Raw genomic sequence first — 22,651 nt, 5'->3', positions numbered from 1 at the left:
TGCTTCGATGACATCTTTCTTTCGGAGAATGGGCATGAACAGAGTATGCGCGGCGCGCAGTCGATTCACCCGGGGCTTTACACTCATCGAGATCATGGTGGTCATCGTGATTCTCGGGGTGCTGGCGGCGCTGGTGGTACCCAAGATCATGAGCCGACCTGACGAGGCCCGCATCGTTGCGGCCCGCCAGGACATTTCCTCGATTCTCCAGGCACTCAAGCTCTACCGGCTCGACAACAGCCGCTACCCCACCACTGAGCAGGGCCTTGCCGCGCTCGTCAGCAAGCCCAGCGTAGAGCCCGTACCCAATAACTGGAAGGGTGGCGGCTACCTGGAAAAGCTGCCCAAGGACCCCTGGGGCCATCCCTATCAGTACCTGAACCCCGGCGTGCACGGTGAAGTCGATATATTCAGCCTCGGTGTGGACGGCCAGCCTGGCGGGAGCGGCAATGATGCGGACATCGGCAACTGGGAATAGGTCGGGCAGGCGAATCAGGCGGAGTATGTGGACCAGGCGCCCGCCTGGTTTCACGCTACTCGAGATGCTGGTGGTCATTGTCATCATCGGCGTCATCTGTGGCATGGTAGCCGTCAACGCGCAGCCAAGTCCCCGCCAGTTGCTCGCTCAGCAGGCGCAACGACTGATCTGGCAGCTACAGGGCGCCCATGACGAGGCGCGCCTGCGCGGCGCGCCCATCGCCTGGGAAGCAAATGCGCAGACCTGGCGATTCCTGATTCTCGAGGGCGGGCGGTGGCTCCCGCTTCGCGACGACACACTGACACCGGGCAGTTGGGGAGCACCGCTCGGTGCCTTGCAGGTAGCCCAGTCAGGCGCACCGCCTCAGCGCGGCGCCGCTCGCATTGTGCTCGGGCGTGAAGCCGTGGAGCCGACGCTCGATATCCTTCTGCAACGCGATGGCGCCACCGCGCGCATCGTCACGCTCGCGCCAGGCCGCTATGTCGTCCAATGACAAGGCAGGATTCACCATGATCGAAGTGCTCGTGGCACTGGTGATTGTTGCCGTCGCGCTTGGCGCGTGCATGCGCGCGGCCGGGATGATGGCCGATAGCAGCGATGGTCTGCGCGCACGCACGGTGGCCGGCTGGAGCGCGGCGAACCGGCTTGCGGAACTGCGCCTGGCTGCGACGCGCCCTGCCATTGGCTCCCGCCGCTTTGCCTGCAATCAGGGAATCGTCGCGCTCGTCTGCGAAGAGTCCGTGATGACCACAAGCCAGGCACGACTGCTGCTCGTGACGGTGGCGGTATATAGCGCCAATGATGCCGGCACGCGGCTCGCGCAGCTTGCTCAGGTGATGCAGAAATGAAGCACCGCGGCTTCACGCTCATTGAAATGGTGATCGCGGTGGCCCTGCTGGCCATCGTGGCGATGATGTCATATCGGGCACTGACCGGCATCATCCGTGGCCAGCAAGGTGTGATCGACGCGATGGCGGACTTGCGCGAGACCGACCGGCTGTTCGACCAGCTTGCCATTGATCTTGCAGACGCCGTGCCCGACACCGATCTCGGTGCCCACGCCATTGCTTTCGATAGCACGCAGATTCGCATCGTGCGCACCGCCAACACCCCGGGTGGCCCCCCTCGATGGCAGGTGGTGCGCTATCGCAGTGCTGAGGGCGTGCTATGGCGCGAGTTGTCGGCGCCGCTTTCAAGCCGCCCCCAGGCACGCGCGGCCTTGTTCGCAGCCCCTGCGCAGCGCCAGGCGCTCGTCGGGCGTGCGGCAGCCATGCAGGTGCGCGGATGGGTCAATGACAACGGCAAGCGTGGCTGGGCATCGACCGACGGCGAGCGCAAGCCACCCGCTGTACCCGCGGGCACCGCGCCGACCTTGCCACAAAACGCCGTCGGTGGAATCGAGATCGTCGTGCTGACGGGCTCTCCGCCAAACGCGTACCGCCGCGTCCTTACCAGCAGTAGCCCTTGATCCGTGAGCGGAACATGACCAGGAACCAGTTTTCACGCTGCTATGCGCGGCTGCCCGCCAGACCCACACAGGCCTCCAACGCTACAGACTCGCCTCTCACGATCAGCTACGCCGTAGCCAACGAGACGGGCGAAATCGTCCGCTCGGGCGATTGCCTCCCCTTGGAGCTTCCCGCGGCGCAGCAAGCCATCGTGCTCGCTGACGCTCGCGATGTGCTGCTGGTGCGGCTACCCATACCAGCCGTTGACGGTGCCAGGCTGCGCGAGGCGCTACCTGGACTGCTGGAAGAGCGCCTTCTTGCCAACGCCGAGGACAGCCATATCGCCGTACTCAAGCGCCACGAGAACGGCGAAGCCACCCTTGCCGCCATCGACCGGGCGTGGCTAGCCAGCTGCCTGGCGAGCTTTGACAAGCGTCGCCTGCGCGTCGTACCTGCAGCACTGTGTGTACCCCTCGGCGAAGGCACTGCCGCAGCGGTCATTGAACCCATCATGGACGCTTCGGCCGGTCACCAGGACCTCAGGCGCCTGACCGTACGCACTTCTACCGACACCGGTTTTGGTATTGCCATGTCAGCCGACGCTGTACCCGCGTGGCTCGCGGCACATGTGCCAGACGCCACCGTCCACGGAGACGATGCCGGCTGGGCACTCTGGGCGGCTGGGGCCGACGCGCTGGGAAATATCGACATGTGCCAGTTCGAACTGCGCCACAGCGCGCGCCGCGCCACTGAAAGCGGCCCGGCACGCTGGCGCTGGCCTGTCGGGCTCGCCGCATGCGCCATCGCGCTGGCCGTCGCAGGGATCAATGCGCATTGGTGGTGGCTTGCTCACCGGCAGTCGGGGCTCCATGACCAGATGGAATCCCTGGTTCGCACGGCTTTTCCCCGCGTCGGCCCCATTGTCGATGCCCCAAAGCAGATGCAGCAGCAACTCGACCAGCTCGCTCGCAGCCGAGGCCTTCCCGTCGCAGGCGACCTTGACGACCTGACCGGCCGCTTTGCACATGCGCTTGGTCCCATCCCCAAAGATGCCGTCACCGAAATCACCTATCGTGAGCGGACCTTACAGGCCCGCTTCGCCGATACGGCCACAATCGACAGCGATGCGCTACGCCAGAGGTTACGCGAGACTGGTCTCACAGCGCGCTTCGAGTCCGGCCAATGGACGATGAGGATTGCATCATGAACACGCTCACCCGACTTCACGAGACCTGGCAAGCCATGCCCCTGCGGGATCGCCGCGCACTCTTGCTTTGCGGCGCTGTCCTCCTGGCGGTGAGCGGCTGGTTTGCCGGCTGGGCGCCCGCCTCGCAAGCTGTCGCACGAATCGAGCGAGAGCTCCCTGGCGAAAAGACTGAGCTTGATCGCCTCGAGGCGCTGGCGAAAACGGCAGCGACGCTTGCCAGGCAACCCAGCCCCACGCTACTCGACGATGCCGCCCTTCGCGCCGACGCGCAGCGCTCTCTGGAGGCTGCAGGCATAGGCGCCGCCAAGATCGAGGTAGCCAACGGCGTGCTTCGGGTGCAGGTCGAAAAGGTATCGTTTCACGCGTGGATGCAGTGGCTTGCCGACATGCGCAAGCGCCAGGCAATGGCCGTCATCTCCATGGAGGCGCGCAGGCAGGGCGCCGTTGGCGCCGCCAGCACTGTCGGCACTGCGGGCGAAGTTTCCGCCAGCGCCGAGCTGCAACGCTAGCGCGGCGGTGCCTGCCAGCGACGCAGCACGTCGGCGATCGTGCGTGCGTACTTGTCACGCAAGGCGGGAGTCTCCGAATGGTAGGCGCCAACGGCCTCCCAAGTATTGCCATACTTGGCCATCTTGCGCCTCAGGTGCCAGGCGCCTACGTAGACGCTCGCGCAGCCGTTCCGTAATGTGCTCTCGTTGACCCCGTAACGCTTCAACTCCGCCAGATGGACCGAGTTGATCTGCATGAGGCCAATATCGATGGTCTGGTTTTCGTTTCGATGCTCGGCGTCCGCCCGGAATCGCGACTCGTGCCAGGCAATCGCGCGCAGGATCATTGGGTGCACGCCATGGTAGGTGGCTGCATCGTCGAAGCAGTCAGCCATGGATGCCGCGGGCAGGAAAGCTAGCCAGACAGCCAGGCTGGTACGCACAGCGTTGCTTAGTCGGCCCATGGCACCTCCGGCTCGCGCAACCACACCACACTCGTACGCAGGCTCACGCCAATACCATCGCGCTGGATCAATGCCTCCACCCGCCGCACCGCGCGCCCGTTCCTGATCTCACCATGCACCAGAAAATACTGGCTGCGTGCTTCCACCAACAGGCCCTGCGCCTCCGGTAGCGCCGGCGCGATGGCCTTCAACCGCAGCTCCAGGTCGCCTGCGCTACGAAACCAAGCGCGCTCCCTATCCGCGACCAGCGCGCGTGCCTGCGACACCGTGATCCCCGGGATCGACGCGGCCAGGACCTCTGGCCCCGCCGTATTCATGTTGACGGACGTAGGGGCTGGCAGCACCACCACGTAGGGCGTCAACCGCTCGACCGTCTCGCGCGAATAGCCTGGTACCGCCAGCAGCCCAGCAACGTCCGCGATCGGCAGCGGCCCGTCCGGCTGGAGACTGCGCAGCATGTAGTCCGCCGTGGGCCCCGCTAGCGCGCTGTCAATGCCAAGCGATCCAAGCAGGCGACGATAGAGCGCCGTGCCGCTGGCACGTACGCCGGCAGGTTTGCCGCCTTCGGACGCAGTGACCAGCGTCATCAGGTTGAAACGCGCCTGCGCGTCCTCGATCGCCGCGCTGATCAACGGGTCTTGTCCATTTTGCTCAAAGGTTGCTCGTCGAAGTACCTGCCCACCGACCCATGTAGATAACAGCGCCTGCGGACGGGCGCGCGCCCAGCGTTGCTGCAGATGATCCACCGCCGACTCACGCGCGCTTTCCACCAGTTCCGTCACCGCCCAATCCACAACGGTGCCCCGCAGCGCATCGGCCTGTGCACGTAGGCGGCGCGCTTCCAGCGCGCGTGTGGCGGTCTGCTGCTGCACGAACATGGTGGTCACCAGCGTCACGCAGAGCGCCACTACCAGCAGGGCAGTGACCACTGCAGCGCCGCGCTGCGAGCCGCGCGGCGGTCTCACGTGCCGCTCCCTGACATCCAGTCCCAGCAGTCCTGCACGTCGGCCGCGCTCACCAGCGGCATGGGCCGGTCGAGGTAACCGGGGTCGAGTCTGACCTCGTCCAACTGAAACAGATGCGTCTGCATCGGGAATCGCGACATACGCGGCCGCGCATAGTGGGCGCGGAACAGCCGTGGCGCGTGCTCGTGCTTGCGATGAAGGTCGGCCACGTCGCGCACGGTGGCGTCGAACCAGAAGCGTACCGAACTTCCTCCGCGGCGATAGCCACGCTCACCGGGAAGATAGCCGGCCATCGCCAGCAAGATGTAGGGCACGTAGGCAAGGTTTAGTGCCGGAATAGACCAAAGTTGCCGTTGCGTAGCCAACTCCGCCAGCGCGAGGAAGCGAGTAATGTTCATCGATGGCGCGAGGGCCGCGTCGCGCATCAACCCGTAGTGCCATTGCCAGCGTGCAAAGTACGCGGCGCGTTGAAGGCGCGCCAGCGTAGGCTGCGCGGTGACTGTCACGGCGATATCGTCCGGCAGCTCGCCATAGCGCACCAGCGGGCAGCGTGCGCGTGTCCGCGTTCGGTGGCTGAAGCGCGGCGGGATACGCATGCTGTTCGCGCCAATCAACAACAGCACCTCGTGGCAAAGCGGGCAACGGGCGTGCGGCGCCCGCTCGCCAAATACTGCCACGCCAAACTCGGACAGATATTCCTGTACGGTCATCATGCGTGATTCAATCGGATGCAAAGCTATGTTCATCTGTGGACCTCTTGAGTTCGAGAGTTCCCACAGTGCTCCCCTGGTCCGGCACACCGCGCTGCGTCGATGATCCGCGCGAACCATGCCGTCATCGGGTCTTGCCGACCCGACGAACCTTCGCGGCAATGGCGGCGTCTATGTCATAGATCGCGTTATGCATGCCGCAACAAAGGCGGCATCAGAAGATTACGAAGGATTATTTGCGCTACCGTGATCAAATCTGCGAATATCGCGTCACGCACGAGACCCGGTTTCATCATAATCACGCGCCAACCACGCGTTCCCATGCAGCCTTCCGTCGCAAGCTCCCACCTCATGCTCGAACAGTGTCCCGCGCCCTGCGGAACATAACGAAACTGCATGAGCCGCTACGCTCATTTCTTCACGATTGCTTCCTGTCGTCTTCATTCCGAATGCCGAGAATTCGGTTGCGGACTTCGGGACCCTTTCACGTTTTCCATCCGAAGTTCGCAGGAAGAGAAGTCATGCGTCGATTCATCCATGCGAATCACCCTAACTTTGGGAGTAGTACTGTGAACGTGAAGCAAGCACTGATCAAGGCGGCCTGCCTGGCCGTCGCCCTGGGTTCCTCGGCCGCCATGGCCCAAACCGTGGTTGGCGGCGGCGCGTCGCTGCCCGAATACCTGTACCAGTCGGAAAAAACCGACTTCCCGGCCGACTACTCGTACGCAGTGACGGGTAGCGGCGTGGGCAAGACGTCCCTGCTGACCAACAGCCCGACGGCCTTCAACCAGGCCTTCACCCCGAATCGCACCGACACCGTTGTGCATTTCGCCGGCAGCGACTCCGTTCTGTCGGATTCGGAAATCAACACCTTCAACACCAACCGCTCCGCCTCGGAAGGCGGGCTGATCCAGATGCCTTCGGTCGGCACGGCCGTCGGCATCCCGTTCAAGGTGTCCGGCGTGTCCAGCCTGACCCTGACCACGAACCAGCTCTGCAGCATCTTCTCGGGCAAGTTCAAGAAGTGGAACGAGGTCAACGTTGGCTACCCGGCGACTGACATCAACGTGGCCTTCCGCAGCGACAGCAGCGGTACGACGGAAATCTTCACGCGCCATCTGGCTTCCGTCTGCAGCGTTGCCTCCGGAAATTCGCAGATCACATTCCCGGTGACCACGCGCTACTCCGACGTGGTGGCGCTGATGCCCGCTGCCGACCAGGCTCGTTTCCAGGGCGCCAACCTGAGCGCCGGCGTGCGGGATGCTGTCGATGCCGGTACTTCGGTGATCGGCTACCTGAGCCCGGACTACATCAACACTACCTTGGCTCCTAGCTCGGCCGTAGCAACGAAGAACCTGACGGCGGCGTTCCTCCGCAACAAGAACAGCAGCACGAACTACCAGCCGACCGCCGCGAATACGACGCTGGCTCTGAACAGCCTCGCACTCGGCACCGACCTGTCGAAGCCGCAAAGCTGGGCACCGACCGCGGCTGACCCGGCCTCGGGCTATCCGATCTCGGGCCTGACGTTCCTGGACCACGTGCAGTGCTATAGCAACGCCACGGTGCAAAGCAAGATCCTGGCGTTCCTGGGTCGCCACTACACGTATAGCGGTGTCAACGACAACACGAACCGCATCGAAGGCAATGGTTTCGCCAAGCTGCCGACGGCCATCGCCGATAGCATCCGCAACAAACTGCTCGACAACGTCGGTGGCCTGAACCTGAACATCGGCAACGCCACCGCCTGCTCGGGCAAGGCTGGCCGCTGATTCAGCATCACGACGTCAGCCGTCAGCGCTGAGCTGGCGGCATCAGACGGCCCGGGTTGCTCCGGGCCGTTTTTCACTTCTATTGGACTAACATTGTGAATGTGAAGCAACCCTTGATCAAGGCGACCTGCTTGGCCATCGCCTTGAGCTCATCAGTCGCCATGGGGCAAACCGTGATTGGCGGTGGCACCTCGACGACCGAGATCCTCTACCACGCGGAATTCACCAGTTTCCCGGCCGACTATTGGTATCGCGTGACAGACAGCGACACCGCAAAAATCTCTTTGCTGAACAACGATTCGACGAATATCAGCCGGCAACATCCCCGATCCTTTGGGACACCGCCGTACACTATATCGGCAGCGACTCCGTTCTAACCACGTCGGAAATCAACAACTTCAACGTCAACCGCTCGGTTACCGAAGGCAATCTGATCCAGATGCCTTCGGTAGGAACGGCCGTCGGGATCCCTTTCAACGTGTCGGGCGTTTCCAACTTGGTCTTGACTACGAACCAACTCTGCAGCATTTTCTCGGGCAAATTTAAAACATGGAACGAGGTCCACGTCGCTTTCCCGGCAACAAGCATCAACGTGATCTTTCGCAGCGACAGTAACTGCACGACGGAGATTTTCACGCGCCATCTGGCATCCGTCTGCAGCATTGCATCGGGCAATTCGCAGATCACATTCCCGGTGACCACGCGCTACTCCGACGTGGTAGCGACGATACCAGCCGCAGATAAGTACCGCTTCCGTGGCGTCGACGCGAGCTACGGTATGCGTGAAGCCGTCGCAGCCAGTACAAACGTCATCGGCTACCTGAGTCCAGATTTCATCAACCTTACTCTGGCACCAAGCTCGCCTGCGGCGACGACGAACCTGAAGGCCGCCGCTCTGCGCAACAAGAACAACAACGTTGTCTATGCCCCGACCGCAGCGAACACGGCCACAGCCTTGGGCGGCCTCACGCTTGGCAGCGACCTGTCGAGGCCAGACAGCTGGGCACCGACCGCCGCCGACCCGGCTTCGGGCTACCCGATCTCCGGCCTGACGTTCCTGGACCACGTGCAGTGCTACAGCAATGCCACGGTGCGCAACAAGATCCTAGCGTTCCTAGACCGCCACTACACGTATAGCGGTGTCAACGATAACACGGCCAACATCGAAGGCAATGGTTTCGCCAAGCTGCCGACGGCCATCGTCGATAGCATCCGCAAAAAGCTGCTCGACAACGTCGATGGCATGAACCTGAACATCGGCAACGCCACCGCCTGCTCGGGCAAGGCTGGCCGCTGATCTTTCAAGAAAAAAGACATCCCGAAAATGCCTACGCTCTCCCGCTGGGCGGGAGAGCGTCTATACCAAGCAGCTGATTGTCTGTCGGGAAGGCGCGTCACTTCGCAGGCCCCACCACCCTCTCTCCCAGAGAGGGAGAGAGAGACAATCACCGGAGATGTACAGGTATCGCCGGTTCGCTCAAGCCTTAGGCGGCGGCCTCGACCATCCGAAGCTCGGGCTCCCACCACGACACCATCTGCATGACCACTGCCACTTCGACCATCACCGGCCCGTCCGCGGGCGGCAGCGAAAGCCGTGCCTGCCCATTCGTCCAGCGCCATGGCACCGAACCTTGTGTCTCCAGCGGATGGAAGCCTTCGACAAGGGCCTCACCATCGAGCGCCAACGGCTGCCCGTCCACCTTCACTTCGCTCACGCATACGCCCAGCTTGCGATCGTCCTGCTGGTCCGCGAACATCTGGGCCAGCACACCGCCGCGCGACGCGAGAAGAATCTGCCTCGTGCCGGCCGGCAGCAGGAACCAGCTTCGCTGCCCTTGCCGATGCAGAACCTGCACGCGCGCGCCATCAGCCAGCAGACACAGCCCGGCATCTTCTTCGCGCCGGTATCCCAGCGCTACCACGCGGTCCAGCAGTTGCTGACGCACGTCGGTAAGTTGCGGACCGGCCATCACGCACGGCGCGCAGGCATTTTCCCAACTCTGCGGGTCCAGCCTGCCATGCAGCGCCACATGCTCGCCGGCATTGGCAAAGCTGTGACGGTTGCCGTCGTCCAGGTAGCTTTCGCAGGCGAGGTTTTCCGCCAGCAGCACGTCGTGGCTGTCCAGCTCGATGTGGTAGTAGTGAATGCGCTCGACCGCTTCCTGCACGATGGTCGCGCCGTTCACGAGGCAGCCTGCAGGGATCAGCACGCCCGCCACATAAACAGCGTGACCGGGAGACACCAGCAGGTCGCGCGCCGGCTGGTGATCGCCGAACGCGCCGGCACGGATGCGGATGGGCTGCACCGCCCACGGACGCGGGTGACGGGCGCAATGGACTTCGCTGTGGCCGATCCAGCGAATCTGTCGTTGCGTGCCAGCGATGGTAATCACTGCGTCGCCAACTTGCAGGTCCTCCACCGCGACTTCACCACGCGCCGTGCGGATCAGCGTGCCGGCGGCAAAGCAAGGAGCTTCCACCAGACCAAACGGCGCCGTGCCTGTGGAGTCGAAGTAGGAGTTCGTCAGAACTGGATTCCCGCCACCAGATGCATAGAGATCCTCCGTACTAATGACGTAGTAGGTGCCGAATCCATCCATTTTCAGCAACACGGAATCGGCGTTGTACGCTTCCACGACAACGTTGCCGAATTGCATCTGACCAGGAAAACTGTAGTCCGGCAGCGAGCCAAGAACATCATGGTCCTTGCTGCCGAACTTTACGGCATAAGTGCCATCGCCATTGGCCGTCACAAACATTGTGACGTTCGACCAAACCTGGCTGGGATTGTAAGTCCCCTCTGGATCGACGTAATCCACGTTGTACGTCCCATCGCCCAGTGGTACGAGCCCCCCCCACGTCGCATCTGCCAAATTATTGCCTTTGCCAAGGTTCATTCCATTTAGCAGAGTCAAATCAAGATCCACAGCCATTTCCACTCCCGTCGTTAAACTTCAATTGATTGCCGCAGGGCACGTTCCTCGATGCCCTGTCATGCATTCACCCGGCTGATACACCCGGATACCACCGCCTTACTGCCCTTCCTCGCCAAACCCAAGCACCTGCACCGAGACCACGGAAGACTTGCGATCCCTGCCATTCGCTGCCTGCTGCCGTGCCAGGTCGTCCGCAGCCTGCGTCACGGCGCTAGCCGCAGCGCTGGCTGAAGTCAGCGCGCCTACGTTCACACTGGCCAGCGCCGGCAAGCCCGTGGCCTTTCCCTGCACCTGGATATTCGCGGCGTTGACCACCTGGAGCGCGGCCAGATTGACGTTACCCGAAACGCGGATGCCCGCCTCGCCCGCGTCGATGGTGCCCAGCGGCGCAATCAGGTCGATGTCGCCGGGTGGCACTTCTGCGATCGGGTTGAGCGTTGCGATACCCGCGCCGCTGCTTGGCACCGTGGGCGAGAGCGTGACGTTGCCCATGTCGTCATAAAGTCGGCGGGGTGGCGTGAACACCACCGTGGTCCTGGCCCCCCTGCCCGCATTGATGTCACCCGTGGCGGACCACGCAAAGATGTCGCCGCCAAAGGTCGTGAAAACCCGCGACAGCCCCAGCAGGACACTGCCTTGCGAGTACATGCGGATATCACCTGAACCCTGTGTCAGCAGACCGGACGAGGCTGGCGGCACCTTGCCTTCCAGCCCGATCAGCGTGCGCCCCCCGGGCGTCAGCGTCTCGATGTTGCCCCCAAAGTTGGTGCGAATGCCTGACGGTCCGAACAGGGTGATATCGCCCTCATATGCGATCGCCTTGCCCTGTGCGTCCTGGCTCGGGAACAGCGTTGCGATCGCCTCGCGTCCGCGCAGGTAACTGCCAAAGCGGCGGCTTGCCGCATCGTTGAATTCGCGGCCGCTGGTACGCAGTTCGGCAAAGTACACCTCGCGCACGAAGATGCCCTGCTCCTCCTTGCCCAGCGCCATGAACGCGGACAGTGCCTCCTCCGGGCTGCCGGAGAAGCCATGCCGCTTCGCTAGCCACGCGGCCAGCTCGCGCTCGTAGGTGTGGGCGACCTTGCCGGCATTGGCGGCATCGTCCAGGCCGATTGCGGGGTTGGCAGTGTTACCAGCCTGGAAGTAGCGCGTAGCAAAGCTGGTGTAGTCAGGCCCGTTCTGGCCTACGCCCGCGAGCGCGACGATTGAAGCGCCGCTATTGCGACTGGTGGGATCGACGTCGACGATGGCGCCAACGCTCTCGAGCGAACCCTTTGCACCCTGGTACAGGTTCCGCCCGGCGCGCACCTCCAGCAGCCCAGGGCCTGCCACGCTGAAACTTGATTGCAAGATGTCGCGGCCCGCAGCCACCACCGAGATATCACGCGGATCGCTGTGGACAAAGAGGTTGCCGCTGGACTGTGCCCCTTGCAGGGCCGACAAGACTGGCGCACCCGGTGGCGTGCCCGCGTTGACGATGTCCCGCCCGGCCATCACGCGCACCGGGCTTGCACCCACGTACCACGTCTGGCCAGCCAGGTCGGGGGCGCCCGACAGCGATGTGTTGAAACGCAGGATCTCACCCGTGCGCAGGCCAACGATATCACCCTCTGCCGCGTAGAAGAGCGCCGGCGATTGGGGAACCTCGTGCCGCTGCACGCTCGCAGTATCGGCCTGGTACGTGAACAGCCAGTTGCGAGCGCCCACCGTAGCGCCGCCGACCCCGGTGACATTCGTAGGCGCGTTCGCGCCGTTACCCGTTACCCATGCAGGCTGTGCCGGCGTTGGTAGCAGATCCGGATTCGCACCGGACCTGCTGATGGCATATCCCTGACCACGAATGCTGTCCCCCGCCAGCAGTTCGAGCCGGCCCTCGGCCGACGGCGCCAATATCAGCGTGCGATTTGCTGTCGGCCCACCGCCGTAGAAAATGCTGCCGGTCGCGGCTGTAACGGTCAGACTGCCCGGATAAACATAGCGGCCATCCGTGCTGAACGCATTGGCGAGCCCACTGTCACTCCGGCTGCTTAGCGTGGTCGGCGCGACATTGCCGCCGCTGGAAAACAGCGAGACGGCACTGCGGTCGGTCCAGAGCGTGAACCACGTATAGCCGCCGCCCGCATAGTCGACACCCTGGTAACGATAAGGTGTGGGGTTAGCCAACTGTGCACGCCCCGGATCGGTGGCAGCGTTGAGCACAATGTCCCCACGTGTGGACACGCTGGTCTCGCCATCACCCAACGCCAGCAGCATGCCGGCGCCGATCGAGGGCGTGCGCAGCGTGGTATCAGCCGGGCTCTGCCAGCGCGGATCGGTGGGGTCGGGCTGGCTACGCGTACCCTCGGCCGCCACATACCCGAGCGCACCGGCGGCCAGTCGTGTATCGCCGCGTAGGTTGACCAAGCTGCCGAACATTTCGGGTTGCGACGTGCCTTGCGAGATCACGCTTGACGGATTCAGCGCGCCACCAATGCGGATGTCGAGATTGCCGCCGCCGGTTTGTAGCACCTGCCCGTTTGCACTGACGCGGCCCGTGCCGCCCACGGCAATGTTGAGACCGGAACTGTGCGCCATCGTACCGGTCCCTCGGCTGGTGATGACACCGGCGTTACCGCCGACATCGATGCGCACGTTACCGCCGCCCAGCGCACCGATGCCGGTGAAACCGATCACCTGCGGCGCCGTGACAGCGCTTAAGTTCAGGTCACGGTAGGGGGAGGCGTACGTGCCGAAGTTAATCCACCACGCGCTGGCCTGACTGATGCCAGCGCCGCCCTGCCGCCACAGCCAGTTACCGACCAGGTTGGAGGCCACCTGCCCGCTATAGCTGGTGCCGTTGCCTTGCGTGCCGAACAGGTCGCCACTCAGGTCGCCTTGCGCGGTCACCGTGACGTTCCCTCCACGCTCTGGATACCAGGCCTGGTAGTTGCCCCCGGTGACCAGGCTTTCGTAACCCGCCACCGCGCCGGGCAGCACGACCCCACCCGCGATCACACCGCGCGGTAAGTTGTATGGATCGGCCCCGTTGGCGCCAATTCCGCCCGCTTGTGTGCCTGCGGTATAGATGCCGAAAGGCGTGGCCTGCATGATGCTGCCACCGGCCAGCATATCGAGATCACCAGTGCCGGTGCGTACGACGCTAAAGACCGGGTATCGTGTCGACGTGGCTGCCGAGTAGTGCGGATCGGACAGGCGGATATTGCCCGCGCCGTCGAGCGCGCTGCCTGCTCGCAGCGCACGCGCGTCAGCCGCCGCAGTATCGGCGCCGCCGGCTAGCCGCATCGACCATGACTCGGAACCCGGTGCCAACATGGGCGCGACGGCCCATAGGTCACCCTGCCGGCCACCGACCACCGGCCGCAGGTCTACGCTCGCCACCGTGCCGGTATCGGCAGCATTGGCCAACTGCACGTTCACACCGGCCGGCAAACGCGTGCCCGGTGCCAAGCGCACGCTCTTGGCCAGCGTGGGGCCGCTTGTGAATATCGACAGCGGCGTGCCAGCTGGCACCGTGAATGCTGTCACCTGCACGTTCACCGACATCACCGAGCCGGCATCGAGCTGCATATTGCGTGTAAGCGTGGTGGCTTGCGCCAGTACGGTCCCGGCGGCATAAACCACATTACCTGCGGCGTCGCGCACCGCGGCGCGCAGCACTGTGCCGGCAGGCAGGTTCGCGTTGCCGTTTAGCGTAACGCGCGCGGGAATGACGGCGTCCGCACGCAGCCCCCCTGCCCGTACCGGCAGATCGAAGTCCAGTGCCTCAGTGATGCCCGTGAATGACGTGGCGGTACCGCTGGCACCACCACGCAGCGTGATGGCCACCGGCAGCACCAATTCACCGCGCCCCGGGTCGATGCCGGAGAACAGCTTCCAGCCGCTGTCGTCCCGGGTCTGCGCCGGCGGCGCAAAGCCATCGTTGATGCTGCCAAGGATGCTCAGGTCGCCGCCTGCGCGGATCACGAGTGCTCCGGGCTCGCCACTGCCGCGCACCGACGTTGCACCGGGACCATAGCGATAGCCGGACAGGTCCAAGTCCCCAAGCACATTCAGGTGGCCATCGGACGTGGCGCTGACGATCTCCACGCCGGGGCGCAGATGAAAGGCAGCGCCGTGCGTGCGCAGACCGGCCAGGCGCGCCTGCAATGCCGCGTTGCCGGCAGCGCCCTGCATGAATGCCTGGCTATCCCGGTGCACGCCGTCCAGCCATGCTTGCGTGATGTTCTGGATGGGCCTGCCATCGGTGGCGAGCAATGGGTCCAACGGGGCGTTGTTGTAGCGGCGAAAACCGTACAGCGCAATGCTGCCCGCGCCGTCGATGCGCAGCGGCGCAGCCGCATCGATCTGCATGTCGCTCCCCGCCGCCCCCCCGGCACGGCTGGCGTTCAGCACCACCGTGCCGCGCGGCACATCGTCAGCGGCTCGCACGTCGATGGATGCGCCGCCGGCAAGCGTCAACATCCCATTGGCCGCCGTCAGTTCCACGGTAGCGCGGTTGGCAGCATCGATCGGGGCACCGTAGCTGTCCACTGCCAGCGTGTCGCCGTGCGCGTCAAGCCGAGCGTTCGAGCCCAGCGTCAGGTTATCGCGCGCGGCAAGCCGGATGCTGCCCGGCGCGTGACCGCTGGCGTCAATTGTGCCGCTAACGGTCAGGCTGCCGCCATCGACTGAAACGCTCACTGCATGAGCCTTGAGTTCGTCGCCGATGACCAGGTCGCCCTGCTTGACCTGGAAGCTGCGCGTGCCAAAAACGCCACCGTCATTCAGGCGCCGGTTGAGACCGGCAAAGTCAGGGAGCACACGGGCGCGCACGTCGATAGTGCCGGCATCCGCATTGTCCAGCGCCCCACCGCCGTCGATGCGACCCGCCAGATCAACCACGCCCGCGCCCTCGCTGGTGGCAGTCGCCTGCAGCCGACCGCCCGCGGCCTGCGGTGCCGACAGGTCAATGCGCGACCCAGCCGCCTGCCGGATATTGCCGCTCTTACTTTCCAGCACGACATCGCCGCCTGGGCTGTAACGGGTCTGGTCGAAGTAGACCGTCCCGCGCCCGGCCATGTCCAGTTGCGCAGCCTCGGTCAACATGATGTCGTGCACCGACTCCACCGTGAGTTTGCCGCTTGGCAGCGCCACTCGGGTGGCCAGCATCACAGTGTCCGCCTGCAGCGCGATCTCCGCGCCCAACGCGGCGTTGGTGGCACCTGCCGGCGCCTGACCCGTGGGCGGCGCCACGGTAAGCGCATCGCCGGCAGCAAACCGGGTTACCGAAGCAGCATCGCCGGTCAGCAAGGGCGTCAGCAGATTCAGGCTGCCGCCGGTACGCGTATAGCCGCTGCCGGGGACATAATCGCCTTGCGTCTGATAGACCGAAAGGCTATTGCGGTGGTTGGAAGTGATGCTGCCGGCCGCCTGCAGGTTGACAGTGGAGAACCCCAGTACAAGACGGTCCAACGTCAGACGACTGTCGGGCATGGACTTGCCATCGTAGCCAAGCACGATCTCGTCGGCCACCAAGTTCAGCGTGCCGCTTCCCGTGCCCGCACCACCTGGGCGCACTGCACCGGGCGACACACTGGAAGCCCGCGTTATGTCACTGTAGGCGACACCGTCGCTAACACCGCTCCAAACCAGGCGGCTTGCGCTCAGCGTGGCGGTGTCGCCTGCGCCGCCCCGTCCGTAGATGGCGGGCGTGTTGAGCACCAGCGTCTTCAGGCGCGGCTGGCCAGTAGCCGGGTCGATGGTGTCCAGGTTGACGGTCCCGAACACGTTGATTGACTCACGCGCACCCAGCCGCAGCGATTCGAGCGCGGGCACGCCGGGTTCGTCGTTGCCCGCAAGCAGTCTGTTTAACAGGACCTGGTCAAACTCCAGGCCTGCCGGCAGTACGTTATCACGCGCAGCAGCAGCCAACGCAGCGCTTTCGCCGAGGTTGATGGCCGGTACCGAAAGGCTCAGTTCCCGCGCCCCATAGCGCATCGCTGGATCGATCGTCAGTGCGCCCGCGCCACGTAGCGCCAACGCAAACGACCCCTCAGTGTAAATACGTGCATCCTCGATCCGAATGCCGCCAGTGCTCATCCCCGCCGCCTGTGTTGGAGGCAGGATATTGAGCCAGTTGTTGGAGACCGCAAGCACGCTCATGCCACCAGAGCCCCGGTAAGTGTTTAGCGTGTAGGCATTTACCGCGTGGTTCGAGGTCAGGGTGCCGCGGCCCAGGGTATCGATACGCGACCCGCTCTCCAGCGTGATGCCGCCGGGCCCCGCAGCCAGGAACACCTCTGGACCATAAAGCGCTGCGCCTTGCCGCAACACCACAGCATCGGCACTGGTGCCGAGACTGACCGTGTCGGAGACTACTTCGCGCGAGGGCGCCGTACCGAGCATCAGCGTGGGCGCGGCCAGCGCGTTCAGGTCACGGTCGCGTAGCGAAATGTAGCCGACTGTTGGATTCGCATTGCGGCCAAGAACCTCGATGAGCCCTCCATCGAGCGGGTTGACTGCCGCTACACCGGGGTTGCCGCCCTGGGCGGCCGTGAAAATGGCATTGCCATCGAACTGTACGGCAAGGCCCGCCGTCGCAGAGACGGAGGGGTTGAACAGGAGTACCTTCCCGTCCGCCGGCAGCGGCGGCGACGGGTTGCCGAACGTTGCCGCACGCTCCAGGGCGAAGTCCGCATAGCTCATCTCGGCGTACTGGGCGTACTTGCGCACCAGTTCGCCCGACGTGAGGATGGTTTGCGTCGGCTGCGCGTCGCGCTGGCTGGTATGAGCTACGCTGCGTACGCCAGCGGCCGCATAAGAACCGTTGTTCAGCGCCATCACTGCCTGCCCACCCAGCGCTGGCGTGTTGCTCAGCTCGATGCGGAAGGCGCCCGGCAGTAATGCGTAGCGAGCCGGCATGAGCGTATAGATGCCGGCAGGAAGTCCCGGAATGCCTGCCGGCAGCGTGATCTGGCTGCCCACGGCGGGTGCCTCGCCGGCGGCAGCATCCACCGGTGCCACGCCGGGCTGCACGCCCGGCACAATTGCATAGACTGCGTTGCCTGCCTTGCTGAACTTATTGGCAGGGCTCGCATTGGCAAGCGCCGTGGCGAGGACGTCCACAGATCCCCCACGTCCGCTAACAAACGCCGCGCCGCGCAGATCGCCGCCCCCCGAAAGGTCAAGCGTGGCACCGGCCATTACCGTGGTTTGTTTGCCACCAAGCGTAATGCCACTGCCGAATAGCCGCAGCGAAAGGTCTTTCAGGTCACCCGCAGATACATCGGTACCGCCGTATGTGTAGCTGATGCCGTCCACCGTGCCGCCAAACGGTACGCTGACCCCGGCCCCGCTCACCGATGTGATACTGCCGGGAAGGAAGGTCAACTTATCGGTGACGAATGGCTCGCCGAACAAGGTGGGCTGCCCCGCGCCAGCGCCAACCGTGAGGCGGCCCAGCGGCGCGCGCAAGATACCGCCCTGCTCAATCTCCGGCGCGAACACCGACAGCGCACCAAGTACCGAAAGCGGCGGCGCGGGCAGATCGTCGGTCGTCCGGCGCAACGTGATATGTCCCGCGCCGAGTAACGCCGCTTCGCCCATTGTGACCGGATAGATCTGCGCGGCGCCCAGCGTCAGGTCGACATTGCCACGCACAGTACCCAACACGCGAATGTCGCCACGGCTTTCAAAGTCAGCGCTAGCGAAGCCGGGCCGGGTGACCGCCTGCGTGCGCCCACCACCATGACCCATGATGCCGCTGAGACCGGACACATCGATCTTGCCAAGGTCGATCAAGTCTGCACTGACGCTCAGACTGGCAGTTGCAGGCATGAAGACCGGCGCGCGTGGCAGATCAATCACCGGATAGGCATCTGCGTTGGAGAACTTCACAGTGGCCGGAGGGGCGCCAAGCGACACGTAGGGTGCAGCGAGTCGTACGACCGAAGCGCTCCCCGTTATGAGTTCGCTTGCAGTAAGCCAGCCGGCAGTTAGGTTCAGGTGCTGGCCCAGCGTGAGTTCGACGTCCCCGCGGAAGTCAATCGCGTCGCGCGAATGGAGAGATAGATTGTCAAATCCGCCGGCGCGCACGCGGTTGGCACTGATGGCGCCGTAACCTACTCTAAACGGCTGCGGTGCGAGATCGCTTTGACTGATGACGATCTCTCTGGGCACGCGCATTACTTCCGGCAGGCTGTCTGCGGCACCGCCATAGATGCGCGTCTCCAGTTCCAGTGCTAATCTCCCGCCACTCGCACCGGCGCCGCCTGCGGCCGCTCGCAGCGTGCCGTCGAGCGTGAAACCATTATACGAACGGACCGTAATGCTCCCGCCCGCGCTGGTCGCCTCATACGTCGCGCCAAACAGCGGATCCAGAGGACTGGCTACCCCTTGAGTAGCCAGCGTTGCCCATGTGCCCGAAGCGTCGAGCACGGCGCCAGGACGCATGATGACGAAAGCATCGGTCGAGATCGGGATATTCGACACGCCCGTCGGGACACCGCCCTCACTGCCAAGTATGATCGCACCGCCATCCGGCACGATGCCGTAGGTGCGGCCGTGCTGGTCGCGCGCTGTCAGCGCACGCGCCGAAACATCGAGCCGCGCGTTGTCGCCGATGGTCACGGCAAGCTGGCTCGCGTAGGCTTCCGTCTGGGCACCGGTATTGACCACGGCGATGGTGCCTCCATGCGCAGTCAGCGTGCCATCCACAAGCACCTGATCCTTGCCATCTATGCGGATTGTACGGCCCGGATCCACGCCAATGCGGCTCCCCGTGGCAATCGTCACACGGCCGCCATCGGTCATCGTCCCATCGGGGGCAAAGACGCCCGATGAGCGCAGCGTGAGATCAGCACCACCGCGCTGCGCGAGCGTCGCACTCACTGGGTTCTCAAGCAGAAGCTGTGGCAGGAAGACCGGCATGGCTTGCGCGGGATCCGTCCCTGTGGGCACGGACCGGCTGGCCTCAGTCAGCCTGTAGACTGGCTGCACCGCGTCCACACGCGCGTCAGATGCCACATCGAGCGAGCGGAAGCCGTTGATGTCGTACGCGGAAAACCCACTGGTGAACAAGGTTTCCGGTAGCACCAGTTCACCGCTGGCGGCGGGCTGACCGCCACCGATACGCACCGCGCCGGCCGACAGCGCTAGCGTGCCGCCCCGCTTCGCGCCGTAGGCGAGCAACTCGCCACCAAGCTGCAATGTAGCTGCCGGATCGACAATCACGCCCGTGGCGTTATACCCGCGTCGATGACTGGCTGTCAGGGAAATGGCGCCGCCAGTGCCGCCATATAGCGCGCCATTTGTGAGTACAGCTCCTCCCGACGATGCGTCGATGCGCGAGCCTTCGGCCAGCGCCACGCCGTGGGTGGAGGCGACCTCAACCGACCCACCATCTGCAAAGGCACGCGCAGCAGCGGTGTTGCCATCTTGCAGCGCGTTCACCCATTTGCCACGCACATCCAGCGTCACGCCCGACGCCACGGCAACATGAGCGCGGCCATCCCGGACTAGCACGTTGCTGCTGTCGATCAGGTTGCCGATCGAGATGCTGCCCGCACGCGCCGTGAGGGACGCCGCGATGTCGATATCGGGCGCCACCAGGCGCAGGCTGCCACCATCGGCAAGCGTGACTGGAGCATCCACGCGGATGCTGCCGCCACTGAAGACTTCGATGCCCCCGAGCCCAAACCGGGAAAGGCGCGCGGCATCGACCCACGCCGTGCCCATTCGTGTCGCAGGCAGCACGCCATCAGCGGCCATGCCTTCTGTCAGCCACGCCTGTGCATCGCCACCCGTGAAACGCACATCTACCTGCGGCTGGATTAGCAGCGCCGTATCGTTAAGATAAGCGCCCAGCGCCAGCCGGCCAGCGCGGGCCACGGAGCTCTGTGCACTCTTGTAGCCATCGGTCACGCTCGCCACGCGCGGCGCCGACTGGCGCTCGCCTTGCAGCACACCTGCGAACAGATCGCCTTCGAGCACGGCAGTGGGCGCATCCACTAGCAGCGCACCACCATCGCGCCCACTCACGTAGCCCTTCTGCCAGCGAAATACCGGTGCAAGCGCCACGTTGTAGAAGCGGTCGGTCACCCCCCAACGCGCATAGTCGACCTCAAAGCCGCTATAGACACCGCTATACAAAAGATCGCCCGGAGCTCGGTTGACGTCATACAGAAGGCCATTCGTGCCGCGCACGTAGCTCGTGCGGATGAGGCCATCGGCGGTCGCCACCACACCACCCGCGAGATTGATGCTCGAGCCCTTCTGGGCAATTACTTCGCTCCCGCTGAGTCGCACGGCTCCGCCCACGGCGGCCCACTCACCGATCGTGTGGCCAGTCGTGCCGAGATAACCCGACACTTCAAGCAGGCCGCCGGGCGTGTAGTACCGGTCAGTGGCATATCCGCCTGTGCCAGCAGGCACCAGAGTCAGATCGCGCACGTCAACCCATACGTCTTTGCTATTCAGGCTACCTTTATCGCGACTGCCCGGCGCGTCACGCTGCTCGTTGCCCTGAACGCTGATCTTGACGTTGTTGCTCTCCATCGCCACCTTGACTGCTGGCGCACCAGCAACATCCAGGCGAGCGCCGTCGGCGACAAACGTGCGGCTCGTCGCGCTTACTGCGATTTGACCGCCGGTTGCAAGTGCCAGCGACTGATTCTCAAAGTTGACGGAGCCACCACTCACGATCTCCACGCGGGACTGGTCACGGCGGTCCGGCTGGCGCGACAGATTGTCAAACACCGGAGGCATTGCGCTGGAGTTAGCGCGGGCATCATCCTGCGTCTTCGAGTCCGCAATCAGTGCGTCGCGCTGGCTGTCCAGCGCGGTGTCCGTGCTGTCCTCGATCAGCACGGACGTCACGCTGCCCTTGCCAAGCGTGACCTTACCCGTGGTATCGGAGGCAGAGTTCAGCAGGTGGATCGTCCCGCGCTGCGCGACCGAAGTGGTCGCCAATGCCACACCCTGCTGCTGCACGTCGTGGCCGGCAAGTGTGATGTCACCGCGCTCGGCCTGGATCACGCCGCTATTGACCACCAGTCCCGCAGGGCTATCTGCCGCGCGCACCGGAGCCACCTCATTGCCGCGCGTGGTGGAGATCTGGTTGCTGTCCGAGCTGTAGCCCGGGCGCAGGATGAAGCTGTCCCCTGCTGCAAGCTGCGTCTGGCCGCGAGGCGTGATGATCGTGCCATCGTTGCGCACTTCGCCACCGAGAAGCAGCGCGTAGCCACCACCCTGGGTGACAGACGCAGGCGCATGTGTGTTGATCTGCGCGCCGGCTTCGATGATCAGCTTGCCATTGGCGTCAGTAAAGCTCGGCGTGAAGCTGTTGCCCGATGCCTGACTGTAGAGGCCATTATTGAAGAACTGCGCATCGCTCATGCGCGCCGCCGCGGCAACGAGATTTCCCGTGTCCACCTGGCTTGAGCCGGAGAAGATGATGCCATTGCGGTTGAGCACCATGATCGTGCCAGCGCCGCTTAGCTTCCCCTGAATCTGGCTGGGTCGCGCGAGCGGATCATTCACGCGGTTGAGCACCGCCCAGTTCGACAACTGGTTAAAGTTCACCGTCGTATTGCGCCCGACGTTAAACGTCTCCCAGTTGAGGATCGCGCGATCAGTGGTCTGCCGAACATTGACAAGGACGCGCCCTGTCGCGGGATCGATCGTCTGGACGGGCTTGTCCGCGCCACTCCATCCGGCCGTTGCCACGTTGGTATCGATCTTGAGGCCGCCATCGGCCAGACCATCGGCAACGCTTCCTCCCGCCTTCAACGCGGCTTCGCGCGCCTTGCGCTGTGCTTCGGCTGCGGCCGCAGCGGCCTGCGCCACCTGCCCAAGGTTCGCAATCGACAGGCGCGTCTGCTCGTTGATCTGCTGGATCTGCTGCGCGGTGAGTGTCGCGCCCCATTGCGTCATCGTACCGATACGCGCGGCGTCAGCCGCCGCCTGCCGGCCGGCCTGCTGGTTGATCCACGCCGCATTGAATGCGGGGCCAGCCGCGCTCGCCTGGGTGGACCACTGTGCGGACCACGCCGCCACCACAAGGGCCACGGCCTTGGCCACAGGGCGCGGCGCACCGCTCCATGCCGTTGCACGCGCACGACTGTGGCCCCGCCACGTTGGCTTTTGCAGCTTGTTCATTGCCGAATAAGGGATCGCTTCGAAATCGCGGCAGATTGAAGACCACCG

Annotated in this window: 13 protein-coding genes; 8 read left to right on the top strand and 5 right to left on the bottom strand. The window is 64.2% G+C overall.

Features of this window, described 5'->3' with window-relative positions:
* Positions 1 to 28: 28 nt before the first annotated feature.
* The 6 genes from gspG to gspM are packed head-to-tail and all read left to right on the top strand — an operon-like array spanning position 29 to position 3,642.
* Positions 29 to 478: a type II secretion system major pseudopilin GspG gene (gspG, locus tag RN01_RS07160; protein WP_038316725.1), complete on the top strand. Its 450-nt coding sequence runs from the start codon at positions 29 to 31 to the stop codon at positions 476 to 478.
* A 25-nt stretch (positions 479 to 503) separates the two neighbouring features.
* Positions 504 to 971 carry a GspH/FimT family pseudopilin gene (locus RN01_RS07155; protein WP_017514302.1) on the top strand — a complete coding sequence of 156 codons (468 nt, stop codon included), beginning with the start codon at positions 504 to 506 and terminating at the stop codon, positions 969 to 971.
* Positions 916 to 1,326, top strand: a complete 411-nt coding sequence (gene gspI / locus RN01_RS07150; protein ID WP_080672737.1) for a type II secretion system minor pseudopilin GspI — start codon at positions 916 to 918, stop codon at positions 1,324 to 1,326. The genes RN01_RS07155 and gspI overlap by 56 nt, the downstream gene beginning before the upstream one ends.
* Positions 1,323 to 1,946 carry a type II secretion system protein J gene (locus RN01_RS32470; protein ID WP_017514304.1) on the top strand — a complete coding sequence of 208 codons (624 nt, stop codon included), beginning with the start codon at positions 1,323 to 1,325 and terminating at the stop codon, positions 1,944 to 1,946. The genes gspI and RN01_RS32470 overlap by 4 nt, the downstream gene beginning before the upstream one ends.
* Positions 1,943 to 3,133 (top strand): type II secretion system protein GspL, encoded by a 1,191-nt coding sequence (gene gspL, locus RN01_RS07140; protein WP_017514305.1) that lies wholly within the window; start codon positions 1,943 to 1,945, stop codon positions 3,131 to 3,133. The genes RN01_RS32470 and gspL overlap by 4 nt, the downstream gene beginning before the upstream one ends.
* Entirely contained in the window at positions 3,130 to 3,642 is a 513-nt protein-coding gene (gspM, locus tag RN01_RS07135) for a type II secretion system protein GspM (RefSeq protein ID WP_017514306.1), read from the top strand. The genes gspL and gspM overlap by 4 nt, the downstream gene beginning before the upstream one ends.
* Here gspM and RN01_RS07130 read toward each other — a convergent pair.
* The 3 genes from RN01_RS07130 to RN01_RS07120 are packed head-to-tail and all read right to left on the bottom strand — an operon-like array spanning position 3,639 to position 5,763.
* Positions 3,639 to 4,085 carry a lytic transglycosylase domain-containing protein gene (locus tag RN01_RS07130; RefSeq protein ID WP_017514307.1) on the bottom strand — a complete coding sequence of 149 codons (447 nt, stop codon included), beginning with the start codon at positions 4,083 to 4,085 and terminating at the stop codon, positions 3,639 to 3,641. The genes gspM and RN01_RS07130 overlap by 4 nt on opposite strands.
* A complete protein-coding gene (gene gspK, locus RN01_RS07125) occupies positions 4,073 to 5,050 on the bottom strand; it encodes a type II secretion system minor pseudopilin GspK (RefSeq protein WP_024569322.1) in 978 nt (325 codons plus the stop codon). Before gspK ends, RN01_RS07130 begins: the two co-directional genes overlap by 13 nt.
* Complete coding sequence (locus tag RN01_RS07120; RefSeq protein ID WP_024569321.1) at positions 5,047 to 5,763, bottom strand: hypothetical protein; 717 nt, start codon at positions 5,761 to 5,763, stop codon at positions 5,047 to 5,049. Before RN01_RS07120 ends, gspK begins: the two co-directional genes overlap by 4 nt.
* A gap of 566 nt (positions 5,764 to 6,329) precedes the next feature.
* On the opposite strand from RN01_RS07120, the gene RN01_RS07115 reads away from it, so the two are divergent.
* The gene (locus tag RN01_RS07115; protein ID WP_017513032.1) at positions 6,330 to 7,532 is read left to right on the top strand and encodes a substrate-binding domain-containing protein; all 1,203 of its coding nucleotides are present in this window, start codon (positions 6,330 to 6,332) and stop codon (positions 7,530 to 7,532) included.
* A 244-nt stretch (positions 7,533 to 7,776) separates the two neighbouring features.
* Positions 7,777 to 8,829, top strand: coding sequence for a substrate-binding domain-containing protein (locus tag RN01_RS07110; protein ID WP_024569318.1), 1,053 nt, complete (start codon positions 7,777 to 7,779; stop codon positions 8,827 to 8,829).
* A 187-nt stretch (positions 8,830 to 9,016) separates the two neighbouring features.
* On the opposite strand, the gene RN01_RS07105 is transcribed toward RN01_RS07110, so the two are convergent.
* Together RN01_RS07105 and RN01_RS07100 are read right to left on the bottom strand one after the other, a co-directional pair.
* Positions 9,017 to 10,291 (bottom strand): Hint domain-containing protein, encoded by a 1,275-nt coding sequence (locus RN01_RS07105; RefSeq protein WP_024569317.1) that lies wholly within the window; start codon positions 10,289 to 10,291, stop codon positions 9,017 to 9,019.
* A 273-nt stretch (positions 10,292 to 10,564) separates the two neighbouring features.
* Entirely contained in the window at positions 10,565 to 22,603 is a 12,039-nt protein-coding gene (locus RN01_RS07100; protein WP_024569316.1) for a filamentous haemagglutinin family protein, read from the bottom strand.
* Positions 22,604 to 22,651 lie beyond the last annotated feature (48 nt).

It is taken from the genome of Cupriavidus sp. SHE, from assembly GCF_000812445.1.
GTDB lineage: Bacteria > Pseudomonadota > Gammaproteobacteria > Burkholderiales > Burkholderiaceae > Cupriavidus > Cupriavidus metallidurans.
This window is presented reverse-complemented; position numbering and strand designations above follow the sequence as displayed.

What these genes read in the sequence shown, in the direction of transcription:
- gspG (WP_038316725.1), top strand. Translation starts at nt 29, where the DNA reads ATGGGCATGAACAGAGTATGCGCGGCGCGCAGTCGATTCACCCGGGGC.
- RN01_RS07155 (WP_017514302.1), top strand. Translation starts at nt 504, where the DNA reads ATGTGGACCAGGCGCCCGCCTGGTTTCACGCTACTCGAGATGCTGGTG.
- gspI (WP_080672737.1), top strand. Translation starts at nt 916, where the DNA reads ATGGCGCCACCGCGCGCATCGTCACGCTCGCGCCAGGCCGCTATGTCG.
- RN01_RS32470 (WP_017514304.1), top strand. Translation starts at nt 1,323, where the DNA reads ATGAAGCACCGCGGCTTCACGCTCATTGAAATGGTGATCGCGGTGGCC.
- gspM (WP_017514306.1), top strand. Translation starts at nt 3,130, where the DNA reads ATGAACACGCTCACCCGACTTCACGAGACCTGGCAAGCCATGCCCCTG.
- RN01_RS07130 (WP_017514307.1), bottom strand. Translation starts at nt 4,085, where the DNA reads ATGGGCCGACTAAGCAACGCTGTGCGTACCAGCCTGGCTGTCTGGCTA.
- RN01_RS07120 (WP_024569321.1), bottom strand. Translation starts at nt 5,763, where the DNA reads ATGATGACCGTACAGGAATATCTGTCCGAGTTTGGCGTGGCAGTATTT.
- RN01_RS07105 (WP_024569317.1), bottom strand. Translation starts at nt 10,291, where the DNA reads ATGTTTGTGACGGCCAATGGCGATGGCACTTATGCCGTAAAGTTCGGC.
- RN01_RS07100 (WP_024569316.1), bottom strand. Translation starts at nt 22,603, where the DNA reads ATGAACAAGCTGCAAAAGCCAACGTGGCGGGGCCACAGTCGTGCGCGT.